This is a genomic window from Methylobacterium isbiliense (assembly GCF_022179325.1).
In the GTDB taxonomy this organism is placed as follows: domain Bacteria; phylum Pseudomonadota; class Alphaproteobacteria; order Rhizobiales; family Beijerinckiaceae; genus Methylobacterium; species Methylobacterium isbiliense.
Genome location: NZ_BPQQ01000075.1, coordinates 49741 through 66588, shown reverse-complemented (window position 1 = coordinate 66588; position 16848 = coordinate 49741). Strand labels below are relative to the sequence as shown.

Here is a 16848-nt window from a genome sequence, read left to right as displayed (position 1 = left end):
GGTGCTGGTTCGTCCGGACGGCCACATCGCCTTCCGCGGCGATGCCGACCGGACCGACCGGCTGGAATCCGCCCGAGCGGACCGTTGCGTCCAGGGAGGATCGCAGCGATGGCTCGTACCGGCGCCCTGCCGTCCTGGAATCCCGGGGCGGTTCACACGCGCCGCGGATCCGCTCAATGGGCGGCCGCGAGGTCGTTCGGCGACCCGGCGGCCCTCGCACCGAAAACCTTCCGGCAATAGGATTCCAGCCGGTCGGTCCGGTCGGCATCGCCGCGGAAGGCGATGTGGCCGTCCGGACGAACCAGCACCAGCGCCGGTCGGCCCTCCAGCCCGTAGGCCCCGTGCGCCCTGCCGTCGAGGTCCGAGAGAACGGGGACGTCTGCGCCATCAACCATGGGACCTGCCAGAACGAGGCGAGGCCTCACCCAGGGCCACGGCGCGACCGCTTCGACGGCGTCGAGCAGCGAGGCGCCCGCGTCCGTGGACCGCCCGTCGAAGCACAGCAGCGCCCAGCCCGTGGTGCAGCCGTCCGGATTGGTAAGGAACGGGAACAGGCTCGCGGTCTCGCCGCGATGCATCACCTCGGCGTCGGGCGCACGCTCGCCCGGCTTCGGTCCCGACCTCAGAAGGTCGGCCAATCCGGACAGGCGGTCCTCGTTCAGAGCGCTCTTCGGGTAGGCCACGCCCATCTGCTGCATGTCGTCCGTCCCCTGCAGCAGCGAGCCGAGGTTCGGCAGCGCCTTGGCGGCCAGCCCCAGAACCGTATCGGTGACCGGGCCGCGGTAGACGGTCCATCGGAACCCGCGCGCCTGCTGCGCGCTCAGCCGGGCGTGCTCGCCGCCCCGCTCGCCGTCGTAGGAGTCGAGGATGACTGGCGCCGCCTCGCCCCGCAGGGTCATGGCGAGTCGCCACGCGATCTCGACCGCGTCGTGCAGGCCGGCATTCATCCCTTGCCCGCCGATGGGCAGCGACAGGTGCCCGGCATCGCCCGCCAGAAGGACGCGCCCCCGCGCGTAGCCGGGCGAGACCCCGTACTGGAAGCGGCTGTGGGTGAGCCACTGCGGGTCCGACAGGGTGAGGGTCTCGTCGCCCGTGACCTCGCGCGCGACCGCCTGGATCTCGTCGAGCGTCGGGTCGCGGTCGGGTACGCCCGTGTCGTCGGCCAGGAAGAACAGACGGTGGTAGCCGCCCCAGACCGGCAGGATGCCGGCGAAACCCCGCTCGTAGTAGAAGAACCAGAGCCGGTCGGGCTCCCGCGAGCGGCGCCAGGACAGCTTGGCGTCGGCCTGGCGGTTCATGCAGCCCTCGAATCTCTCCGGCTCGAAGTCCAGGCCCAGCAGCGGCCGGACCGTGCTCTTGGCGCCGTCGGCGGCCACGAGGTAGCGGCAGCGCCGCCGCTCCTCCGGCGCGTCCTCGCCCCGCCGGAGCACCACGGTGACGCCCTCGTCGTCCTGCTCGACGCCGACCACGGTGCAGCCCCGGTCCAGCCGGCCGCCGCGCGCCTCGAACGCGGCCGCCAGGGTCCGCTCGATGACGTCCTGCCCGCTGTAGAGGACCTTCGGGTAGGGGCTGGCGACGTCCGCAATGGAGATGGGCGTCGTCGGCGTGCCGTTGACGAAGAAGTTGATGGTGTCGATGGCGTAGGCGTTCTCGGCGAGGATGTCCCGCAGGCCGATGCCGGCGAGCAGTTCCTGCGGGCGGGCCCAGAGGTTGTTGGCGCGCGAATATTCCTTGACGTCGGTGCGCCGCTCCAGGAGCAGGCACGAGACGCCGTGGTGGCGCAGGGCGTTGCCCGTGGTCAGGCCGATGGGCCCGGCACCGACGACGATCACGTCGGCATCGTAGCCCTGCGTCGCAGTGGCGCGATTCATCCTTGCGTCTCCGTTCGTGTCGAGGCGGCGATGGTTGCGATGTGCCCGTGGGAAGCGCCGATCCGCTGCTGGAGCGTGCGCAGCAAGGTGCCGGCGGCCTCGATGGCCTCCGGTGACAGGCCTTCGGTGAGCACGTCGGCCCAGAGATCCTTGCGCGCGATGGCCTGCCTGTAGGCGGCTTCGCCGCGCGGGGTCATGGCGACGAGCGGTGCGCGGCGGTGATGGGGATTGGGTTCGAGCCGCACCAACCCGTCCGAGCGCATGTCGTCGACGACGCGCTGCACCGACTGGCGGGCGAGGCCCATGTTGCGGGCGATGTGGGCGACGGGGAGCGGCGCCGGTGCGAGGGCAATGGCGCCCAGCACCTGCCAGCGGGCGCTGGTCAGGCCCAGGTCGCGAACGAGGGCGTCGCCCGCCTCGATCAGGTCGCCGTTGAGGCGAAAGACCTCGATGACGAGGCCCGACCAAGCGTTGCGCGCCCGGAGCGTGTCCGCCGAAGCCTCTCCCATCGTGGCACTCATGGCGACTCCGACTGGGTAACTTGCTGCCATAATGACAGCTCGCTGTCGTTCGAGATAGGAACGGCGTTCGCCGCAACCAGTTCCAATGCCCTCACCGCGCGGCCTCGTGCCGGCCGAGCCCGCTTCCTCGCCCTCGCAGGCTCGGCGGCCCCGGGCGGCTACCCGGCCGCTGCGCCTTCGCGTCGCATCGCCCCTTCCACCGTCGACCGGCCCGTGCAGCGGCCGGGGTCACGCGTGCCCATGACAGGGGCCCGACGGAGCAAGCTGTGCCGGCGCGAGCGGGAGCTCGAAACCCGCGTGGCGATGCTGGAGGCGGAGCGGCGGCCGGCGAGACATGGAGGCTCGCGAACTTCAGCGACACCATCCACCGGGGCGGCGTCGGTCTCCGGGCCTGGTCGCCGGAGGGGCGCTTCGCCAAGCTCGATGGGCTCTGCCGCGCGTTCTGGGGCACGACCGGGGCCGTGTTCGGCATCGACGAGCTGTTCGCGCGCGTGAACGCCGAGGCTCATCCGGACGCGGACCACCCTGCCGAAGCGTCGGAAAAAATTTCGGAGCGGATGCGGAACTTATGGCGGCGCAATGCGTTTCACGCGCGCGAGGCCCGATCGGGCTCGCTGTTGGGCGCCGGACCGGGTGTTCGGCGGCCCTCGCCATCACGTTGCTCCCAGGAGGATGTGGTCATGAGGACCTACGACTTCGCGCCGCTTTACCGTTCCACCGTCGGCTTCGACCGCCTGTTCTCGATGCTCGATCAGGCCGCCCGCGTCGAACCCTCGACGCAGTGGCCGCCCTACGACATCGAGAAAGTCGCCGACGACGCCTACCGCATCACCATGGCGGTGGCCGGCTTCTCGCAGGACGAGATCGAGCTGACCCAGCACGACACCACGCTGCTCGTCACCGGCCAGAAGAAGGACAAGGACGGCGAGCGCGAGTACCTGCACCGGGGCATCGCCGCGCGCGCCTTCCGTCAGTCCTTCAGCCTCGCCGACCACGTCAAGGTCACGGGCGCCAGCCTTGAGAACGGGTTGCTCGCCGTCGACCTCAAGCGCGAGGTGCCGGAGGCGCTCAAGCCGCGGCGGATCGCCATCGGTGGTACGCGGACCGCCATCGGGCAGGACAACGCGCTCGCTCAGGTTGAGAACCGCGTCGCCGAGGATCGCGTCAGAGCCGCCTGATCCCGCCTTCAGCCCGACGACGAACCCACCCCGGGGGCCGGCGCCCCCGGGACCCTTTTCGTGCAACGCCACGCACCATCAGGGAGGATGATCCATGTCGACGACGGAGACGCATCTCACCCATGTCGGCCCGACGAACCCGCCCGGCCTGCAGCCCGCCGCCTTCGAGGCGTGGCAGGCGCTGGTCGCCCCTGGCGACGTGTTCCGCCACCCGCGCGAGGTTCTGGCGCACCCGCACCTGTCCGGCGCGGACAAGCGCGCGATCCTGGCCTCCTGGGCGTCGGACGCCTGCGCCCTTGAGAACGCGCCGGGCCTGCGCTGCCTGACCGGCTCCAGGGCCGAGCCGGTGTCGGTGGACGCCGTGCTGGCGACGCTGGCCGAGCTCGACCGGGAAGCGGCCCCTCCGATGAAGAACGAGCCGCCGCGCAAGCGACCGCGCCGCCCCGCGAACCTGCACCGGTACGTTCGCTCCCGCCGGAGGGACGACGACGACGATCCGCCACCGTGCCCCGCCGTGGCGATGCCACGTCCGCGGATGCCGTCCGGCAGCACGGCGCTCTTCCGCCCCATCGGCACCCGATGGCCCCCGGTGGAGCTGCATTTCGCGGCGGCGTGAGCGCACGGCGGAGGCCGGCAGGGGCAACCCGCCGCCTCCGCCACGAACGACGGGGCGGCCTCTCTCTCGCGGCGACGGCCTAACCGGTGGGACCGCCGCAATAGCGCATCAGGTCGGGCTCTCTGGGCGACCGCACCAGGAGCTTGGCCGCGCGGGCCGCCAGCGGCGGCCAGCTGGCGACCTTCAGGGCCGCGTGCAGCACCGTGATGCCCGTGCGTGTCTCCGGGCTCATCAGCGCCGGCACGAGCTTCGGGATGCCCTGCGCCTGCCCGACCATCGGCCTCATGGCGCGCTCGTAGGCCGCGAAGGCTTCCGGGATGGTGGTGCAGCGCGCCAGCTCCTGCGCCAGGACGTAGCCCCCGGTGACCGCCAGCGTGGCCCCGATGCCGCCCAGCGGCGTCACGCACCATGCCGCGTCGCCCGTCAGGGCTACGCGTCCCTTGGACCAGCGCGGCATGCGAACCTGCCGCAACACGTCGAAGTAGAAGTCGTCGGCCGATGCGAGGCCGGCGAGCACGCGCGGCGCCTCCCAGCCGGCATCACGGAACCGGTCGTGCAGGAACGCCTTCTGTCGCTCGCCGCCCCAGGTGTGCTCCCCCTCCGGCGGCTTGCGGATGCCGAGCATGGCACGGGTGGTGCCCTGGCTGTCGGGCCGCAACGAGACGCTGCGCCCGCCCGTCGCATGGTACCAGCGCCACAGGCGGTCGTCGGTCGAGACCCGCGGGATCGTCCAGTACGCCAGCATCACGTCCAGCCACCGTGGGCTGTTCTCGCCGGGGAAGAGGAGGTCGCGCGTGGCCGAGCCGACCCCCTCGGCCACGATCAGGGCGTCGAACCGCACGTCGCGCCCGACACCGCCGTCCCGGCTCACATTTGAATAGTATACTCGAAGTACAGCGGGGTTTGCACCAGGCTCCGCGCGAAGGCCTGGCTCTCGGGATTGCTGCTGGCCTCGAAGTCCCTGTCGGCCTGCAGCACGCGGTTTTGTGTCTGCGCCTTCAAGGCCTTCACGAGAGAGGGCAGAGGCATCTGGTTCCAACCCTTCTGCCGCGCCATGGCCTCGTCGACGGGGATAAAGGCCACGAGATCGCCGGAGGTCATCAGCTCGAGACCCTTCGCCTGCAGCGTCGCATTGTGGCTGCCATGATGCCCGACCTTGTAGAACACCGTGCGGGCCATGAGCTCCGGTCCTGTGACCGTCCGGCCCTCGATGGGCCACGTCCGTTCGTGCCAGCTCAGCCAGTTCCCCACCTGAGCATCGCCCGCAAGCAGGATGACCTTGCCGCTCTCGACGAGTTCAAGGGCGAGCACCAGACTCGTGTTGTTCGTCGCGCTGTCGAGGGCGAGCGCAAAGTCGGCGGCCGGGCCAAGCCAGGCGGTGTCGATCCGCCGCCAGCCTCTGGCTGTGTCGAGGCTCGGGTCGGCGTCGAGGTAGTGGCGCTCCAGGAAGTCGCGGAGGGGGTCGGGATCGGGCGCAACGGTCGAGGGCTGCGGCCGGTCGAGCAGGGGCTGCAGCATCACCCCGACGTCTTGGTCGAAGGGGCAGAAGGCATCCCACGGTCCGGTGGGGTCCATGGCGCGCTTGTCAGCCTGAAAGAGCGGATTCCCCGTCCCGCCAAGATGGTAGACTTCGCTCTTGGCGAACGTCTTCTTGATTGCCTTCTCGTCCTGGGGTGGCCCGAGAGCGTAGATGCGCACGCACGGTGCCCGCGGCGGCACGAGCGGCGGATCGGTCGGACGCCAGTAGACGGGCTTCTCGCCTCGCAGACATTCGCGCGCCTTGACGAGCGCGTCCTTGGTGCTGGCGCCGGCCGCACCGAAACCCATGTTGAAGAAGTCGAGCACTGACGACAGGCCCTGGACGACGGGCTCGCCGGCAAGCCCTCGTGCGCTCAGATTGCCGGCGAACGCCGCGAGTTTCCTGAGCTTCTCCTCGCGTTCCTCTCGCAACTGCGTGGCAAGTTTATCCTTCGGGTCCTCAGTCCAGGCCATCCACACCGCATCGATGGCGAGCGCCTTGAACTCGGCTTCGGCCAGAACAAAGCCGGAGACATGGTCCCAGTGTTCATGCGTGACGACGAGCACGTCGAGGCGGCCGCCCGTGACGGCGGTGACGTCGGCAAGGATCTCCTTGATCTTCGCTGCGGCGTTCTGGGTACCGAGAATCAGCCCGCAATCGACGAGCATCCAGAACGGACGCCCCTGGCCCGGAATGCGAACGAGCAGGCAATCGCCCAGGCCCTGGCGGTACATCCGGATCGTGATCCCATCCCGATGCTGGTCCCGCCTGCGGGCGGGCCTCTTCGAGCTGGTCGCAGCCCCTGTTGCCTTCGGTGCTGCCTTGCGTGGAACGCGGCCGCGGGCTTCATCCGCGGGCTTGCCGGCTGCGGTGCGGCGTGTCCTGGGTGTTCGTGCCATCAGGGGTCCCCCCTATAGCATTTTCCGACGAAGTTGATGCCCGTTCGTCGTGGAAAATGCGGCAGAATCAAATACCGAGAGCAGGCTTCACGGTTCAATCTGATCGAAGCCTGCTAGTGCCCGCAATGGATCATCGCGAACGGTTCGCGCTGCTCGTCCTCAGTGCCGAAATAGAGGGAGCGTAGGCTCGCCCGCCGGGACAGGTAGGTGCGCTGCGCCGTCTCCCGGTTCGCGCTGCCCGCCCGTTTGGTGATGCAGTAGCGGATCGGGGCCGTGTCGTTGTTGAGATCCACGACGAGCGTGCAGCCCCCGCGGAAGCGAAACATCCGGCCGTGCGGGTCCTCGGGCTCGTACGGCACGTTGCGGGATTGGGTGATGGTCACGATCAGATCGTTGCTGATGCTGCCGTCGCGCGCGACGCGTCGGGCCGGCCGCACGGAATGCACCTCGAATGGAACGCGTGGCTCGGAGAAGTCGAGGCCAAACAGCGGTGCGACCTGAGCGCCGATGTTCTTTTGAATCCAGACATGCAGGGCCTTGGCGCTCGCCTTCGCGGCCCGGTATGCCTCCTCGCGATCGGTGCCGACCCGCCATTGCAGGGCAAGACCGCGCAGGAACGGACCGATCCCGGCGGGCTGTGAGGCGGGGCCTGCCCAGCGCAGGCTCTCGACCGACAGACTGCGCACGCCCTCGGGATAGATGTCGCGCGCGGCGAACGCCTCCAGGAAGGCCACCCGGTAGCCATGCCGGTCCTCCGCGACAAGGTCGCTGTCGGCCGTGATGAGCGCCCGCAGGTAATCCCCGAAGGTGATGTCGACCGGGGGGCAATAATCCAGCGCCCTGATGCAGATCGTCAGGATGTCGGAGGCCGTGCCGGCCGCCTCGTCGGCGAGGCGCTTGACGAGGTCCGGGTGCAAGGCCCCGGGCGCCAGCACGCCGGTTCCGCTGGTGGCGATGCGCAACAAGTCGTCGATGCGTCGGCGGTAGACGGCCAAGAATGCATCGAAGATGGCGGCCACCAGCACCGAACCGCGCTCGTGAGGCTCGTGCGCCGTCGCCAACGTCTTCTTAGGGTCACCGATCGCGCTCCGCAGCGCCCGGGAATAGCCGATGGCCTGACCGAACTCCTGGGCGAGGCTCATCAGAAGTTCGCCCTTGCGCAGATCCGCCTGGCTTTGCTGGATTTGGTGCGCCAGCACGTCCGGGAAGGTAAAGTGCTGGAAGATCGCGACGATGTCGGCGAGCGCCTCGTGGAAGGCGTGCACGTCCGGGTTTGTGTCCTCCTGGTAGCGCCGGTGCAGCCCGTCCAGGATGGCGTGGGTCACCTCGTGGGCGACGATGTCGTGGGAGAGACAGGTAAAGACGATGCGGGCGCCGCCATCGGCGCCCGCTTCGCTGCGCGCATCCGGGAAATAGCCGAACAGGAGGGCGACCTTGTCGGGGCTGTAGAAGGCATTCGCCTGGCGCAACGCGTGCGGATAGATGCGCAAGCGCCTGACGTAGAGTTCCGTCAGGCGCTCCGAGACGACCACGTCGGACCGTCGCCCGACGGCAGGGCTCGCCTGAGCCTGGGTTCGAATGTGTTTCGGCGCCCAGAGAACGAGGCGCCCGAGAGCGGTTTCGAAATGCTCGATGGTCTTCATGGCCACCGCGTAGACCATCTGCTGATGGAATTGCGGGTTCCCGACGGACGGAGCGTGCCCATCCTGGGCCAGCAGGAAGGGATCGTTGAGATCGACGGGCTCGTAGAGCCGTCCGCTCGCCGGGTCGATGTCGACGACTTCGAGGTATTCGCCGACAGGACCCGGCTGTAGAAGTTCGGCCGACCCGGCGCTCACTTCCCAGGGGATCCGGACCACGGTGCGGTTGAGGAACGCGGTCGCGAGCTTGGTCGAGGCGCCTGGATCCATGGCGAAGATCTGCAGGCGCCGGTGCTTGGGCGGCGGACGGACGATGCGCCGTTCAACAGGGGGCGGCGGCGTCCGGGCGACGCCCTGCGCCGCGACCTGCGGCGGGGGAGGCATCGGCGCCGCACGGCTCGTGGAGCGTCCGAGCGCGCTCTCCAGGCGGCGGCGCAACGCCCGCGACGTGCGGCCTTCGTCCAGGAGCGCAGCGAGGAGGCGGGCGCGGTCCCGGTCCGCGATGCCACGGCTCGGGTCGAGGTCCGGCACCGCCTCGCGCGCCGCTTTCGACGTCAGGGCCAGCTGGGCGAGTTCCAGCTCGTACAGCGGGGTGCGCGGCTCCTCGGCGGCACCGAGCCCCGTGAGCAGCTTCAGCAGGCTGAAATCGGCGCTGTCGGGAGGCGAATACCACGCGTGGAGCTCCTCCGCGCTGGCAGGGCCGACGTCGAGAGCCGCGCGGGCCGCCAGGATGCCCTGGCCGAAATACTCGTCGACGGCATTCCCCGTCGCCCCCAGACCCTCGCCCTTCTGGGCCGATTGGAACAGCGCCCGCCGGACGGCGGCCACCCGCATCCAGCCGGCCGGATAGCGCGTCTCGTGCCGCATGAGCCAAAGCGCCGCCGCCGCGGCCACCTGAGGCGTTGCCGCAGACGTTCCGGCACCGTCGAGATCGACCGTGTCAGGGCAGCCCCAGCGCGCCCACGGGATGTTCGGCGTATAGGCGGCCAGCGCCGTCGCCATCTTGCTGCGGGGCCCGAAGCAGCCCTGCATCACGAAGGGCGGCAGGTTGAAGTAGGGGGCGTCGTTCGCCATCACCCCGCAAGCCGCGATCACGCGCTGGAACCGTGCGGGATAAACGATGGAGGATGTCGGCAGGCCCCCGAAATTGTTGCCCGCCGCGCAGACGATCACGATACCGGCCTCATAGGCGGCATTGACGGCGTCCGCCCAGGCGGCCGACGGCAGCCCGCCCATGCTCATCGAGATCACATCGACCTTCAAGGCACGGGCGGCGTTGATCGCCTCCGCGACGCTGGAGGTCGAAAAATGCACGACCGAGTTCGCGATCCGCATCGGGATGACCGAGGCCTGGGGAGCCGCGCCCAGATAATCGCCCGTGTTGATGTCTCGTGGGCTCCCCCCGAGCGGCACGGGCTCGAGCCCGTCCAGCCGCCCTCCGGCCAGGATGCCGAGCGTGCCCATCCCGTGGCCGGGATTCTGGAGGAGGCCGTCCATGCCGGGATCGCGGGCATCCGCCTGCTGCTCGTCGCGAACGAAATTCCGCTGACGCTCGCGGTCGAGCCGCTCCGGGAGAAGCCGGTGGCCTTCGAAATAGCCGGTGTCGAGATGGGCGATCGTCACGTTGCGCGGGTTCTTGCCGACAGCCTCGCGCGCGGCCTTGAAGTCGGAGTAGTCGGCGTCGAGATGCCAGGCGAAGCGATCCACGCGCGGCAGGGGGCCGCCGTCCTGGGGCTGCGGCCGATTGCACGGGCGGGCCTCTGCCGCAAAAGGGGCTTGGGGCGGGCGGTTCGGGTCCTCGAAGACCCAAACCTGTTCCAGGTCAGGCTCGACCGCCAGCACGTCCGTGATGCCGCGTCCGGCGAGCTCCCGGCTCAAGGCATGCGCGAGATCCCAGGAGGATTGCCCGGCGAGCTCCGCCTGCATCGTGAAGGTGTCCGTGTGATCGAGGGGCTCGGCCAAGAACCACGCGCCCCGGCGCGGAGCGGCCGCCGCCAGGGACGGACCGTCCGGCGTTGGCATCCCAGCCGATCCCGGCGCCTCGAACAGGGGCTTGAGCCTCAGGTTCGCACCGGCCAGGGTGGGCTGGACGGCGGCGAACGCCGGATCCGGCTGGCGGCCGAGCTTGACCAAGAAGCGCTTCGTCGTCATCACGGAGATCCTCCGAGAACCTGACCATACAGACGAAAGATGAGGTTTGTCACTTTCGGCGGCCTTCATCCCTGTAGAGCCGAAGACCCTCTTGTGGTTGACCGGCAGCTCTCGCGGCGCAGGAGAAGGGAGATCCGGAAATAGCCGTTCCGCACTTGGCTCTTGGCCGGATCGCAGATGCGCATCCGCAATGGGGCCTGATCGGGCTTGGTCGAGCGGTCGCGGATGCTCGACTTTGGCGCACGGCCGAACAAGCCCGGTCTGAGTCCATCACTCTCGTATGCTTGCGTGTATGCCGTCGGACCCTTGCCTGTACTCAGGAACTAGCCGACCACGCTCGAGCACGGCACGTCACGGGTGTTGTCATGGTAGCGCAGCGTCCAGCCCAGGGCCCGAAGCGGATCGAGGAGGCGGTTGTCGGCGATGCGATGCAGTTGCAGGTGGATGTGCGTGGAATACGTGCCGCAGCTGTTCGGGGCGAGGCAGGGCTGGCCGCTCGCGGCGTTGCCGGTGCATCCCGCGTACCCGATGACGGTGCCCTTGGCGACCGTCATCGGGCCGCCCTCGAAGCGGTCGAGGTGCCCGACCACGAACTTGTAGCGCACCCCAAAGGCGCTGAAGGCGAGGTGGACGCGATTCCCCATGCCGTTGTTGTCTGCCGCCGAAATCTGCGTGACGTCGCCGTCCACCATGGCCACGATCCGGGTGCCCCGGGGGGCGTAGATGTCGACGCCCCCGTGCGCGTTGCCTCCCCCGCGCGGATGCCGGTAAGCGCTCCAGGCAGGGCGCCACCGGTTCCCGCCGTAGAAGCCGCGCTGCTCCCCGGCCAGCCCGAGGACCGGTGCCGCGTCGATCTGGGTCGGATACACGGCATCGGTGAACGGACCGAGGATGACCATCGCGCCCGGACGGACCGGCGTGTCGGCCTGACCAGATCCGGCTGTGGCTGAGATCGCGGTGATCACAGCGGCAAAGCTACACCACGCCTCGGGCACGATCTTGTGTGGCGAACCGGCGTCGACGGCACCGTTCTTCGAGACGCGCACGCATGGCTTGCCGAAGCGCGGGTTGATCGGCCGAACCTCGTGCCCGGCCGCGTGGAACGCTCGCGCCCAATGATGGGCCGTCGCGCAAGCCTCCATGGCGATCACCGTCGGGGCGGGCGGCTGGCCACCAGCGCCGGACGTTGGCTGCGCCCCACGCGCCGGGAGATCACCTGACCGTCGGCATCGGCGCCGTGAACGTGAAACGACGGCTTGGCCGATCGATGGCGGGCATCGGCATGGCTCTTCTCTCCTCTCAGTCTCGCCCGACTTGGGCGGGGAGAGGAAGGCGGTCATCCCATGACGCATGGCGGAGACGATCCACGGCCTGTTCGAGGCGGAGGTGATCCATCGGCGCGGGCCGTGGCGCACCTTCGAGGCGGTCGGGTACGTCACCCGGGGGTGGGTCGACCGGTACGACCACCGTCGCCTGCCCGCGCCGATCGGCACCGTGCCTCCTGCCGAGGCCGAAGCGTGCTCCTCTACCCAGGTGCAGGCCCAGGTGCAGAAGCCAGCCCTGGCCGCCTGCTACCGTTTCCGGCTGCGAGACTCGGGGGAGGCGTCCCGCTGAGGCGACATGAGGTTGGCCTGTGCGTCTTCTGGCGGAGACGGACATGGCCCACAGCGCGGATCATCTGAGCCTCGCCCGACCCAGACCGCTGGACGCTTCGCGGAGCCTCGAAGGAAGAGGGCACCGAGCGGCCGCGGCTCAAACGGCAGATAGCCCTTGTCCCCGCGCCCGGACCTGCTCCGTCGGCAGGATTGGCTCCGCAAGGACAAACCGGGAACAAATGACCGGATGGCGAACGAAAACAGTATGTGAAAACAGCTACTTCAATGGGGGAAAAGGAATGGCGGAGACGGAGGGATTCGAACCCTCGAAGCCCCTTTCGAGGCTTGCTCATTTAGCAAACGAGTGCCTTCAGCCGCTCGGCCACGTCTCCGGGTCGGTCCGCTCTAGGGAATCGGCGGGATTCGGTCAACCCGGATTTGCCGCGGCGGGCCGGGTTGACCGCGCGGGCGCGCGGGACGCCGATGGCGGGCGCGGTCCGGCGCGGGAGATCCGAGCAGGGCCCCACGGAGATCGTCGCGTCCGACGGGTGGACGTCGACGCGGTGGCGGGCTGCCTCGGCTCCTGCGGCGGCGAGGACAGCCCATGCGGCATCTCGCGGGGCGTCTTCGCGGGCAAGGCCGCCAGGCCGCCCCTGCTGCGGATGGTCGAGCGCTGGGAGATGGGGACCACGTGGCTCATCCCCGGCCACGCGATCGAGACCTTTCCCGAGGAGATGAAGGCGGTGGCCGCCGGGCACGGGATCGGCATGCACGGCTACGGCGCGCTTCCGGGCCGAGGCGGAGCCCACGCCCCTGGCCGGCCCATGCCGGCATCGCCGCCATCCTCCGGGAGAGCGGCCCGGTCGACGGGATCCGGTTCGGACTCTGGCGCTTGATGCTGCTCCACCGGCACGGGAAGCGCATCCTGTGGCTGAAGGGCCTCGTCGCGGTGGAAGGAAGGCGTCGCGACGCCGGTGGTGGTCCAGGGCGTGCCGCACCGGATCCCCCTGCCGCTCCACCTCGCCGCGCGGCCGGAAGGGCGGCCAGGAGCCCGGAAGGCGTCGTTAACGAAACCTGTCTAGATGCCTCGGGACCGTGACCGCGGAGGGACGCTGAGGTGAACGCCTGGGTGCCGAAGGAACTCGCCACGAAGCTCAGCGCGCTGCCGCGCCGGCCCTGCGCGCTCCACGCGGCCGGCCACGAGCCGCACCGCCCGGTCTTCGCCGAGATTCTCGACCGCTCCGGCCACGGCACCGGCCACTTCGTCCGCCTGCCGCAGAGCCTCGTCGAGATGATCGTGCGCGAGGCCCGGACCGGACACGATTCCCCTCCCCCGCCCGTGGCGCCGCCGCCGGAGAAGAAGCCCCGGTCGAGGCGCAAGGCGGCCTGAGCGGCCGCATCCGGGCTCCGGCCTCGGCCCGCCGCGCTGGGGCGGCGGACGGTCGTTCCGCCGCTCAGGCGAAGGGCTGGCCGGCCTGCGCCTGGGCCTCGGCGGCCTTCTGGCGGTAGAGCCCGACGAAGTCGATCGGGTCGATGTAGAGGGGCGGGAAGCCGCCGTTGCGCACCGCGTCCGCGATGATCTGCCGGGCGAACGGGAACAGCAGGCGCGGGCACTCGATCATCACCGCCGGGTGGATCTGATCCTGCGGGATGTTGCGCAGGCGGAAGATGCCCGCATAGGTCAGCTCGAAGGCGAACAGCACCTCGGCGCCGATCTTGGCGTCGCCCTCCAGGCGCAGGTCGACCTCGAAATCGGCCTCCGCGAGCTGGCGGGCGTTGACGTTCACCTGGATGTTGATCTGCGGGCCCTGGCCCTGCTGCGGCTGCAGCGAGCGCGGCGCGTTCGGGTTCTCGAAGGAGAGATCCTTGGCGTACTGCGCCAGCGCGTTGAGAGCGGGCGTGAGGTCGTCGGGCTGCGCCGCGGCGCCACCGTTGCCGTTCGGGACCGGGGAATCGGCCATGGTGGAGGTTCCTTCGAGAGTCGTGTGAGCCAAGGCTTGGCGCCGCGCTGGCGCGAAAAGCGGCGCGCGCGGCGGCGCGGTTGGCGCTATCATGCCGGCTGCGCGCGAACAAGCTGAGGCCCGGCCATCCTGCGGTTTGCCCTTCCCCAGCGGCACGGTGCGGCCGACGGCCCGGCCCGCGCGGGCCGCCTGGAAGCCCGGGGGGCGCCCCCCCATATGGAGAGGGACCCGTTGCGGCATGCCGCAGGGCCGTGGATCGGCTCGCGGCTTGCCTTCCGGGGGTGCCGATGCCAAAGCCGACTGCACACGGCGTTCAGGCCCGGGCGGCGCGCGGCGGCCGCCACGATCGGATCGATGATGCAGGACTCCCTCGACCTTACGACCCTCATCTTTCTCGGGCTTGCGGTCTTCGTGATCTGGAAGCTGCGCTCGGTGCTCGGCCAGAAGACCGGCAACGAGCGGCCGCCCTTCAACCCGCTGGTCCGCCGCCGCGAGGAGCCGCCGGCGGCCCCCCGCGACGGGGGGGACAACGTGGTGCGGCTGCCGGGTGCGGGGCCCGACCGGGCCGCCGCCGCGCCCGCCACCGCGACGGTGGCGCGCAACTGGAAGGGCGTGGTGGAGCCGAACTCGCCCGCGGCCCGCGGCCTCGATCAGGTGCTCCAGCTGGAGCCGGCCTTCGACCCCCGCGCCTTCGCGGACGGCGCCAAGGTGGCCTACGAGACCATCGTGATGGCCTTTGCCAAGGGCGACCGCCGCACCCTCAAGAGCCTGCTCTCGCGCGAGGTGGCGGAGGGGTTCGAGCGGGCGATCCAGAGCCGCGAGCGCGCCGGGCAGACCGTCGAGACCACTTTCGTGTCGATCGACCGGGCGGAGATCGTCGGCGTCGACGTGCGCAACCGCGTCGCCCAGATCACCGTGCGCTTCCTCTCCAAGCTGATCACAGCGACGCGCAATGCCCAGGGCGCGGTGGTGGACGGCAGCCCGGAGACCGTGGTGGACGTGACCGACGTGTGGACCTTCGCCCGCACCCTCGGCAGCCGCGACCCGAACTGGCAGCTGGTCGCGACTGAAGCCGGACAATAGCCGCCGGCCGGGTTCGCGCGCATGCCGCCGCAATCCGGTCCGCTCCCGGCCTGCGCCGGCCTTCTGCTCCTGCTCGCGCTGCCCGCCCGCGCCGAGACGCTGCGCCTCGGCGAGGCGGTGCTGGAGCCGGTGGCGATCGCCGCGCTCGCGGGCTTCGCCGAGGATGACCTCGGGGCGGCGCTCGCCGCCTTCCGGGCCTCCTGCGCCCAGCCGCCCCGGCCCGTCCCCGCCGAGGCCACGCCCGGCGCGCCGGGCCAGGACCTCGCGGCGGCCTGTGCGGCCGTGCCCGACGATCCGGCCGCGGCGGGCCGCTTCTTCTCCACCCATTTCGACGCCTACCGGGTCACCCGGCCCGCCCGCGAGGCCCCGCCGGAGCGCCGGGCCGGCTTCCTCACCGGATATTTCGAGCCGGAGCTGCAGGGCGCGCTCGCGGCCTCCCCCGACTTTCCCGTGCCGGCCCTCGCCCGGCCCGGCGACCTCGTCTCGTTCGAGCCGGGCCAGACCCCTCCGGGGCTCGATCCGTCCCTGCGCGCCGCCCGCCGGACGGAGGGCGGACTCGTGCCCTATCCGGACCGGGCGGCGATCGAGGACGGGGCGCTCGGCAGCCAAGCCAGGCCCGTCCTGTGGCTGCGCGACGCGGTCGATCTGCTGGTGCTGCAGGTGCAGGGGTCGGGACGGGTGCGGCTGCCGGACGGGCGCGTGGTGCGCCTCGCCTATGACGGGCGCAACGGCCAGCCCTACACCTCGGTGGCCCGGCTGATCGTGGCCGGGGGCCACCTGCCGCTGGAGGGCCTGACGCTGGCGCGCTGGACCGGCTGGCTGCGCGCCAATCCCCGCATCGCCCGCGAGCTGATCCGCCGCAACGCCTCCTACGTCTTCTTCCGCCTGGAGGAGCCGCAGGCCGGCGCCCCCGGTCCCCTCGGCGGCGGCGGCGTGCCGCTCACCCCGGGCCGCAGCCTCGCGGTGGACGCCGCGCTGTGGCGCTACGGCCTGCCCTTCTGGCTCGAAGGCCGCCTGCCGACGCCGGACGGGGGCACGGTGCCGCTGGCCCGCCTCGTGATCGCGCAGGATACCGGCTCGGCCATCGTGGGTCCGGCCCGGGGCGATCTCTATCTCGGCACCGGCCCCGAAGCCGGCGTCGTGGCGGGGCTGCTGCGGGACGCCGCCCGCTTCACGGTGCTGCTGCCCCGATCGGCCGCCGGCGCCTCGGCGGCCCCGCAGCCGGACCCCGCCCGGTGACCGCGCCGCGCCGCCCGCGGGAGCGCCGCCTCACGGCGGAGGAGCGCCGTCTCTGGGCCGAGATCGCCCGCCTCGTCACGCCGCTGCCGGGCCGGCCCGAGCCCGAACCGGCGCCCGCGCAGGCGCCCGCCGCGGCGGAGCCGCCCTCCCCGCCCCCCTCCCCTCCCGCATCCAGGCCCATCGCGGCGCCTCGCGCGACGGTGCCGGTGAGGCCGGCGCTGCCGCCGCTCGCCCCGATGGAGCGGCGCGTGCGCACCGCCCTGCGCCGCGGATCGCGCACGGTGGACGCGGTGATCGACCTGCACGGCCTGCGGCAGGCGGAGGCCCATGCGGCACTGATCGGCTTCCTGCACCGCTCCCGGAGCGCCGGGCACGCGCTGGTGCTCGTCGTCACCGGCAAGGGCGGCGCCGGGGACGATACCTTCGCCGAGCGCGGCGTCCTGCGCCGCAGCGTGCCCCACTGGCTGCGCCTGCCCGATCTGCGTCCGCTCGTGCTCGGCTTCGAGGAGGCCGCCCTTCACCACGGCGGCAGCGGCGCCCTCTACGTGCGTCTGCGGCGGCGCGGCCCTTAAGGG

General features: G+C 70.9%; 13 protein-coding genes, 1 tRNA gene and 4 pseudogenes. 8 read left to right on the top strand and 10 right to left on the bottom strand.

Going from position 1 to position 16848, the window contains the following annotated elements:
- Positions 1 to 173: 173 nt before the first annotated feature.
- Complete coding sequence (locus tag MFF61_RS27195; RefSeq protein ID WP_238240818.1) at positions 174 to 1871, bottom strand: FAD-dependent monooxygenase; 1698 nt, start codon at positions 1869 to 1871, stop codon at positions 174 to 176.
- The gene (locus tag MFF61_RS27190) at positions 1868 to 2392 is read right to left on the bottom strand and encodes a MarR family winged helix-turn-helix transcriptional regulator (protein WP_238240817.1); all 525 of its coding nucleotides are present in this window, start codon (positions 2390 to 2392) and stop codon (positions 1868 to 1870) included. The genes MFF61_RS27195 and MFF61_RS27190 overlap by 4 nt, the downstream gene beginning before the upstream one ends.
- A gap of 680 nt (positions 2393 to 3072) precedes the next feature.
- Between MFF61_RS27190 and MFF61_RS27185 the strand changes: the two genes are divergently transcribed.
- Both MFF61_RS27185 and MFF61_RS27180 read left to right on the top strand, forming a co-directional pair.
- Positions 3073 to 3570 (top strand): Hsp20 family protein, encoded by a 498-nt coding sequence (locus tag MFF61_RS27185; RefSeq protein ID WP_238240825.1) that lies wholly within the window; start codon positions 3073 to 3075, stop codon positions 3568 to 3570.
- A 94-nt stretch (positions 3571 to 3664) separates the two neighbouring features.
- Positions 3665 to 4186, top strand: coding sequence for a hypothetical protein (locus tag MFF61_RS27180; protein WP_238240816.1), 522 nt, complete (start codon positions 3665 to 3667; stop codon positions 4184 to 4186).
- A gap of 79 nt (positions 4187 to 4265) precedes the next feature.
- Here MFF61_RS27180 and MFF61_RS27175 read toward each other — a convergent pair whose 3' ends face one another.
- From MFF61_RS27175 to MFF61_RS27150, 6 genes and pseudogenes are all read right to left on the bottom strand, one after another.
- Complete coding sequence (locus MFF61_RS27175; protein WP_238240815.1) at positions 4266 to 5057, bottom strand: FAD-dependent monooxygenase; 792 nt, start codon at positions 5055 to 5057, stop codon at positions 4266 to 4268.
- Positions 5054 to 6439, bottom strand: a complete 1386-nt coding sequence (locus MFF61_RS27170; RefSeq protein WP_238240814.1) for an MBL fold metallo-hydrolase — start codon at positions 6437 to 6439, stop codon at positions 5054 to 5056. Before MFF61_RS27170 ends, MFF61_RS27175 begins: the two co-directional genes overlap by 4 nt.
- 278 nt (positions 6440 to 6717) lie before the next feature.
- Positions 6718 to 10086: a S8 family serine peptidase gene (locus MFF61_RS27165; RefSeq protein ID WP_238240813.1), complete on the bottom strand. Its 3369-nt coding sequence runs from the start codon at positions 10084 to 10086 to the stop codon at positions 6718 to 6720.
- Positions 10087 to 10456: 370 nt separating this feature from the next.
- Positions 10457 to 10631 (bottom strand): annotated as a pseudogene (locus tag MFF61_RS27160) (IS3 family transposase); the annotation flags it as partial.
- Positions 10632 to 10718: 87 nt separating this feature from the next.
- The gene (locus MFF61_RS33940) at positions 10719 to 11294 is read right to left on the bottom strand and encodes a M23 family metallopeptidase (RefSeq protein WP_283206044.1); all 576 of its coding nucleotides are present in this window, start codon (positions 11292 to 11294) and stop codon (positions 10719 to 10721) included.
- 114 nt (positions 11295 to 11408) lie between these two features.
- A pseudogene (locus MFF61_RS27150) lies at positions 11409 to 11679 on the bottom strand (IS110 family transposase); the annotation flags it as partial.
- Between the two features lie 66 nt (positions 11680 to 11745).
- Here MFF61_RS27150 and MFF61_RS27145 point away from each other — a divergent pair.
- Positions 11746 to 12009 (top strand): annotated as a pseudogene (locus tag MFF61_RS27145) (hypothetical protein); the annotation flags it as partial.
- Positions 12010 to 12290: 281 nt separating this feature from the next.
- Here MFF61_RS27145 and MFF61_RS27140 read toward each other — a convergent pair.
- Positions 12291 to 12382 (bottom strand) — tRNA-Ser (locus tag MFF61_RS27140).
- 156 nt (positions 12383 to 12538) lie between these two features.
- Here MFF61_RS27140 and MFF61_RS27135 point away from each other — a divergent pair.
- Positions 12539 to 12769: pseudogene (locus MFF61_RS27135) on the top strand (polysaccharide deacetylase family protein); the annotation flags it as partial.
- A 338-nt stretch (positions 12770 to 13107) separates the two neighbouring features.
- A complete protein-coding gene (locus MFF61_RS27130) occupies positions 13108 to 13380 on the top strand; it encodes a hypothetical protein (RefSeq protein ID WP_238240812.1) in 273 nt (90 codons plus the stop codon).
- A gap of 64 nt (positions 13381 to 13444) precedes the next feature.
- On the opposite strand, the gene secB is transcribed toward MFF61_RS27130, so the two are convergent.
- Positions 13445 to 13951, bottom strand: a complete 507-nt coding sequence (gene secB, locus MFF61_RS27125; RefSeq protein WP_238240811.1) for a protein-export chaperone SecB — start codon at positions 13949 to 13951, stop codon at positions 13445 to 13447.
- Between the two features lie 357 nt (positions 13952 to 14308).
- Here secB and MFF61_RS27120 point away from each other — a divergent pair, with 357 nt between their 5' ends.
- The 3 genes from MFF61_RS27120 to MFF61_RS27110 are packed head-to-tail and all read left to right on the top strand — an operon-like array spanning position 14309 to position 16845.
- On the top strand, positions 14309 to 15034 hold the full coding sequence (locus MFF61_RS27120) for a Tim44/TimA family putative adaptor protein (protein ID WP_238240823.1): 726 nt from the start codon (positions 14309 to 14311) through the stop codon (positions 15032 to 15034).
- A gap of 21 nt (positions 15035 to 15055) precedes the next feature.
- Complete coding sequence (gene mltA, locus MFF61_RS27115) at positions 15056 to 16273, top strand: murein transglycosylase A (protein ID WP_238240810.1); 1218 nt, start codon at positions 15056 to 15058, stop codon at positions 16271 to 16273.
- On the top strand, positions 16270 to 16845 hold the full coding sequence (locus MFF61_RS27110; protein WP_238240809.1) for a Smr/MutS family protein: 576 nt from the start codon (positions 16270 to 16272) through the stop codon (positions 16843 to 16845). The genes mltA and MFF61_RS27110 overlap by 4 nt, the downstream gene beginning before the upstream one ends.
- Positions 16846 to 16848 lie beyond the last annotated feature (3 nt).

What these genes read in the sequence shown, in the direction of transcription:
- MFF61_RS27195 (WP_238240818.1), bottom strand. Translation starts at nt 1,871, where the DNA reads ATGAATCGCGCCACTGCGACGCAGGGCTACGATGCCGACGTGATCGTC.
- MFF61_RS27190 (WP_238240817.1), bottom strand. Translation starts at nt 2,392, where the DNA reads ATGAGTGCCACGATGGGAGAGGCTTCGGCGGACACGCTCCGGGCGCGC.
- MFF61_RS27185 (WP_238240825.1), top strand. Translation starts at nt 3,073, where the DNA reads ATGAGGACCTACGACTTCGCGCCGCTTTACCGTTCCACCGTCGGCTTC.
- MFF61_RS27180 (WP_238240816.1), top strand. Translation starts at nt 3,665, where the DNA reads ATGTCGACGACGGAGACGCATCTCACCCATGTCGGCCCGACGAACCCG.
- MFF61_RS27170 (WP_238240814.1), bottom strand. Translation starts at nt 6,439, where the DNA reads ATGTACCGCCAGGGCCTGGGCGATTGCCTGCTCGTTCGCATTCCGGGC.
- MFF61_RS33940 (WP_283206044.1), bottom strand. Translation starts at nt 11,294, where the DNA reads ATGGTCATCCTCGGTCCGTTCACCGATGCCGTGTATCCGACCCAGATC.
- secB (WP_238240811.1), bottom strand. Translation starts at nt 13,951, where the DNA reads ATGGCCGATTCCCCGGTCCCGAACGGCAACGGTGGCGCCGCGGCGCAG.
- MFF61_RS27120 (WP_238240823.1), top strand. Translation starts at nt 14,309, where the DNA reads ATGCAGGACTCCCTCGACCTTACGACCCTCATCTTTCTCGGGCTTGCG.
- mltA (WP_238240810.1), top strand. Translation starts at nt 15,056, where the DNA reads ATGCCGCCGCAATCCGGTCCGCTCCCGGCCTGCGCCGGCCTTCTGCTC.